This is a genomic window from Pararhizobium sp. P1_E7 (assembly GCF_056405855.1).
Genome location: NZ_JBFUBH010000122.1, coordinates 1 through 5,869, shown reverse-complemented (window position 1 = coordinate 5,869; position 5,869 = coordinate 1). Strand labels below are relative to the sequence as shown.

The following is a 5,869-nucleotide window of genomic DNA, read 5'->3' as shown; positions in this document are numbered from 1 at the left end:
CCCGAGCGCTTGCCGCGGATCCTGATCGGGCCGCCCTCACCCTCTCGTCCCCGAGCGCTAGCCGCGGATCCTGATCGGGCCGCCCTCATCTTGAAGCCAAAGGTCCTCGGATCGAAATCCGGCGCCAGATTCAGCAGCTGTTTGCCGACAGCGCCCAAATTTACCCAGCCATCATCCGCATCCTCCTGCGACAGCACTTTCTTGATCAAGGGAACCGCCGCGCTTGGTGGTTGCAACGGCTTGTCGGTCGAAACCACATCGCCCTCATCTTTGACTTTTCCCGGCAGCAAATTCTCCGTGTAAACGAACCGACGGCACGCCTGGCGAAAACTTTCAGGCGTTTTCTGCTCACCGAAACCGAAAACATCCACCCCTTGCTCACGAATGCGGGCGGCCAGCCGCGTAAAATCGCTGTCCGAGGAGACTAGGCAGAAACCATCGAAGCGGCCGCTGTGCAGCAGATCCATCGCATCGATCACCAGGGTGATGTCGGAGGCATTCTTGCCCGTCGTGTAAGCGAACTGCTGCTGCGGGATGATCGCATGATTTGCCAGCACGTCCGCCCAACCCTTGGAGCGCGTGCCGGAGAAATCACCATAGATACGACGCACGCTGGCCTCACCAATCTTTGCGACCTCTTCGAACAACCCGTCGGCGATCTTGGCCGAGGTATTGTCGGCGTCAATCAGCACCGCCAAGCGCGGTGATCGGGTTTCAGACGGCATTTCGCTTCCTCACCTTCGAAATAGAGTCAAAGCTAACAGCTGGATCCCATTCAGACCAGCCAAACAGCTTCGTCACATCCCACCCTATGCAAGGCCAGCGCTAACGAATGGCGTTGAGGATCATCTGAGCTCCGGCGCTGTCCGAGATATCGCCGGTTGGTAGGCGACCAGCCCCCGGTTGATGGCCTAATCGTGCTCAGCGAGAACGCGGTTCGAACAGGCGGGTCGGCCGCGGACGCGCTCGCTGCCATTTGGTCACTCTTCGCCATTTATCTTGCTATTCCGCTCAGCCGAGTTCTTGGGCGAGTCCGATGAGAAGCCCTTCAGGCCCACGGATGTAGCAGAGCCGATACGCGTCTTCATACTGGACGACTTCGCCTACGAGCTGCCGCCGTACGTGCGGAGCCTTTCAAGCGTCTCGTCGAGGTCGTCCACGGCGAACATGACGCGGAGGTACCCAAGGGCGTTGACAGGCGCAGTCCTGTGATCTGCGACGACAGGCGGCGTGATGAAGCGGGAGAGCTCGAGCCGGCTGTGGCTGTCCGGTGTGCCCATCATGGCAATCTCGATATGCTGATCGCTTAGTCCAGTAACACTGCCGGCCCATTTTCCTTCGATCGTGRCCCGCCCTTAGAGCTCGAGGCCGAGTTCGCGAAAGAAATCGATCGTCACACCGAGGTCTTCGACGACGATTCCTACGTTGTCCATCCGCGTGAGCGCCATGTTTCCAATCTCCAAAGTGTCGTTCAAAGGTGTCGCCGAGTCAGACTACGGACGCTTGAGGTGGCCCTCCAACGCCGACGGCCGGGGCTCGATGCCTTGGTGAGAGCMTGAGCCGGTTCAAGATCAGATGGGAATGAGATATCTGTTGCGGTCTAAGCATGGATATGCCCGGAATATTCCTCTGTTCCGTCACCGGAAACCTAGACTGCGAAAAATGGCATCTTTTCCGGTAGTTAAGAGCGTTGACCGCGGTCAACGACGGGAAGCGTCCGGCGTTAGGCGTCTGAAAACTGCCGTCGACGTGTTCTTGTCTAACGACGCGGACCTGTATTAGCCAAGACGCAAGAGCGTTCAGGATATCCTCGCTGTGACCGTTCCCGATCCGGCAGAGCTTGCATTGGAGTAGGTCGATGAACCGAAGTTCCACGCAACGCGGCAGGTCAGTCAATACTCTATCAGTCGGTGAGCGCGCGGGTCGTCAAGTCACGCATTCTATTCAGGCTAATCTGATCGAAACAGCACTGAGAAGGCGTCCGTCGTCGAGGTGGTTCCAAATTGCGGTCCAGGATAAAGTGAACGCCCCTGTTGTGGAACTTCATTTGCGCCCACCCTTTGAGCTCCCGCCGGAAGTCCGAAATACGGTGCATGTCTATGTAACGCTGTTCCCAACTTGCAAGGCCTCGATAAGGCCCGACGCAAATCCGAGGGCGGGAAAAAGGGGGCGATGACCACCTGATACCGACGACACTGGTGTCCAGTCATATCGCCCCGATCTCCGAGGCAAGCCGCTGAGTTGCCTTTCCCGTGTGCCCTGGAAACGAAGCGCGCGCTTTTCCGCTTCCGCATCCTCCCTTCGCGCTTCATACGATGCATTGCAGCCTCCATCGGAAGGCCGATTGGCTCAGAAAGATCTGCCGTGTCGAGTCGATAGCTTGCTCCATCTTTTCGAGCTGTCGCTTCAACCGATCCCATTTGTAGTTGCCGAGTTTATGATTTCGAGAGGCCTGCCCCGATCGTCGATGTGAGGCGTCCACCGGTCCTTAATCCCATTGTCAAAATCCCCTCTATCCGTTGGGCTGAGCCTCGCTGCAATCCGGTCGAGCCCCGCCTGACCTCTTCGCGGCGTTTTGCAACCGCTTCACCTCGCCTCGCCTGCCGAGCCGTCAGTACCCGAAGTTGGTGCCGGCGCTTTGGTAGCCCAATGAGCCGGCACCAATTGCCGTCCGGGAGGCACACGCCAGCGCGACATTCTTCAAGTCGTGATAAAAAGGTGAATACGCACGCTTTTGGACCGCAGGAAGGACGCCCTGCTTTGGCGGYATCGATATGGAGCAGGGGACGCCTACGAGGTCGGGAGGTAGCTGCCCGCTTATCTTTAGGTGTCGGACAATCCGATCTAGCGGGAGTGAAGTGTCCCCTAGACATTCAACGAGAACGAAAGCCCGCCAATCGTCGGCCGCAGTCCGAAAAAATTCCCCGAAGGAGGGGCCCGTGTCGCTAAGCCAGTCCGCTACCGACGCCTCCTTGGCGGCTATGCCCAACGTTGCGGCTTTGGCCGTGCAGCCGCGCGATCGTAATATGCGGCGAAGGATGCGGCTTTTTCAGATTGAAGCGAACCGCGCGGGCACGACGCGCAAGGTCGTAGAGTGAATGCAGATAGCTTTCCAACTCCGCTTTGAAGATCCAACTCTGCCGCGCTCTGTGACGGACGTGGGTCTCGAATGCCTCGAGCTTCTGACGCCGGGTCAGGCTGGCCCTTCAGGGGAAACTTTGTGCGTGACCTCCATCAAAAAAGGGTCTTTCACCCGCGGTGAAAGTAACAGCAGGCTGAAACCCCTTGAACCTTTCTTCAATCTTGACATCATTCAGCGCGACATCTGTTCTCGCTCGGAGAAGATGTCCATCATGTCCTATCGGAGGATATCCGACCCCATCATTCACGAAGAAACAAATCTCTCCCGAAGGTGTACAGGGCCGTCATCTGGCCGGTCTTGCTGCACGTATTGTCCAAATTATTTCTCCATCTCGGCCGGTGCGCGAAATGTCGCGTTGCGAGTTCGGTGCGGGCTGCAAGTGGCCACTCACATTCGGAACAGACGCGGTGGCAGCTGTTACCGTTTTCGGCCTGCGAGATGTGCAAAAAACCGCGATGTCCGTGTCTGCCAAATGCGAGCGTGACTTCACGTTCGATTTTTCCGTGATTTCGAAGGTTTCGTCGCCCAGATACAACTGAAACGAAAAGCATTTCAGAATCTCTGACACTTTTTGTTGTTGGCCATATCAAGAGTCGAACGACAGCAGGGCACTGCACCGACGGCTCCAGGAAGCCGAGGATCATTAAGATCAAGATTCCGAAAAGTCTCCCGTGGTCCTCCTTGGGTTCGCGAACGGTTTGCGAATTGAAATCGATCGGACGGCGGCCGCACATGATCGCCCCTATCATTCTCTCTCGTGGCGATCCCGAGCGCGATCGTGCCCGGCCCCACGCTGCAATTCTTCCAGACGCGRCATATGCTGCTTGGCGGGTCGGGTCGTATCACCAGCGCTAGAGATGCCCGATACGTCATTGCCGTCATCCCGGGTAGTAATGTATTCGTTAGAGAGCCGCCGCCGGTGGCGGACATGCGGGTTGTGTTCTCGGCGGCTAGAGCAAAGCGGGGCAGGGGACAAGCAGATGAAGCAATTCGCTTTCACTGTCGCGGTCTGTACCCGCCATCAACGTTGGAGGCCCCATCATCCGGTCTTCCGTTGTGCAGGTCCGTTCGTCTTTAGAAGCGCCATAACCATCGGCCCCAGAGAGAACTCTGATTGGTCGGATCGTCTCGTGAGATCCCGCAAATACCCGCCGGCCGAGTTGATCAGGTTAGCGCGCTCGAGAATGCATGCCATGGCTACCGCTGCGTTCTCGGGACCCATGATCTCGCAGGCACTCTGATAAGCTGACGGGCTTACTCCGAGCATCGACCGGATCACCACCGCAGCCGACATCAGATCGCGCCAACTGCCGATTGCTCCGCCTGGTCCGTAGTCTGACGCCTGAGGGCACGCCTTCAGCACAACAGACAACGGGAATGCCTTTAGCGGCTTTTTCGGCTTGGCTGTTTTACTCCACTTCTCGCCCAGCTTTTTTTCAGAGCATGGTTCAAATACAATGGTGGAGTCTGGGTTTGAATTCTGTATGTGGCGCTCATTTTGGGCATCATTGGTGCTATTATTTTCAGCTTTTCTTTTGATTTCCAATCGATTGAGGACTTCTTCCTTGAGCATCTCCATGCTTTCGAGGGCGCTCGCCAAGTCATCAATCATCGGCGTCCGCGGAAAACCGCTAACCAGCCCAACGTAGACTTCCTCGATCACCCGCCAATCGCCGTCGACGCCCTCTTCGATCGCAGCCGTGATGAGCTTGCGCGTGTCACGTCTGCAAATAGTCAGCTTTTCTTTGGTTTTCCTGAACTCCGCCCGCAAAGCAACGACCTGCTGGGCCAACATCGCCAATTCCTCAGCACGAGCGAGGAGAGGGGAGAGATCAAAACCGAACGCACTTTCGACATCACCGGCGCCGTCCTTGCGTGCAAAGCGCTTGCCGTTGGCACTGTCCTTACGGATGATCAAGCCTGCATCAACAAGTGCACTCAAATGGCGACGCAAAGTAGAGCCTGGCATACTGTGTGCTCGCAGCGACAACTGCACGTTCGAAGGAAAAACGACTAACTGCGCGTCCTGCCGCAATTCCTTTTCCGGGTAGAAGCTCAACAGCGCATCCAGCACCGCGAGGCTGCTCGACTGTAGCCGCAGTAACTCTATCGCCGCCGAGGCGTCACGGAAGACTTTCCACTTATCGGCCGTTTTACCCGCCCCTATCTCGCAGACGGACATTTGCCGTCTGACAAGGGCAAGAGTCACCGGCCGCCGCCCAAAAGGCGTCGTCACACTTCCCGTTTGCATCGTTCTTCACCTTCTAACAGGCAAAAGAAATTCGCTCGCCGAAACGGCGCCTAGACTCTTGACGATGAATCCCGGAAATGCGATTCTACTGGTGCTTAGACAGATAGGGGCTTCCGAGGCGGCGACGTTTTGGGGGCTCTTTTCTTTTGCGGGCTACGCTTCCTTTTTTTGTAGGTTGTTCGCACGGCGCTCTTCGAAAAGAACCACCGCGTCATTCAGCAGGAAAGCCGCGAATTCCGCAGCTTCCTTCCTGTCGACTGTTATCTCCAGCTTTGTCTTGCTCTGCTTCACATGGCCCAGTCGCTGTCCTGACGACGTGGACAGGACTTCGGGCAAACCGCGAACAATGCGGCGCGGTTTTAGCGCTAGGACCAGAGCCTTGAATCGGTCCGGCGAACTCATAGCCTGCATCTCTTCCGATTGAGCCCTTGAATCGGTCCGGCGAACTCATAGCCTGCATCTCTTCCGATTGAGCC

Annotated in this window: 3 protein-coding genes and 1 pseudogene; all 4 read right to left on the bottom strand. The window is 56.9% G+C overall.

The features are described 5' to 3' along the window. On the bottom strand, nucleotides 1-725 hold a 725-nt coding region (locus AC1D17_RS27405; RefSeq protein WP_477568399.1), incomplete at its 3' end, for an NYN domain-containing protein. Between the two features lie 286 nt (nucleotides 726-1,011). Beyond that, nucleotides 1,012-1,448 (bottom strand): annotated as a pseudogene (locus AC1D17_RS27400) (VOC family protein). A 2,733-nt stretch (nucleotides 1,449-4,181) separates the two neighbouring features. Beyond that, nucleotides 4,182-5,393 (bottom strand): plasmid replication protein RepC, encoded by a 1,212-nt coding sequence (repC, locus tag AC1D17_RS27395; protein WP_477568398.1) that lies wholly within the window; start codon nucleotides 5,391-5,393, stop codon nucleotides 4,182-4,184. A gap of 153 nt (nucleotides 5,394-5,546) precedes the next feature. Then, nucleotides 5,547-5,795, bottom strand: a complete 249-nt coding sequence (locus tag AC1D17_RS27390) for a hypothetical protein (protein WP_477568397.1) — start codon at nucleotides 5,793-5,795, stop codon at nucleotides 5,547-5,549. Nucleotides 5,796-5,869 lie beyond the last annotated feature (74 nt).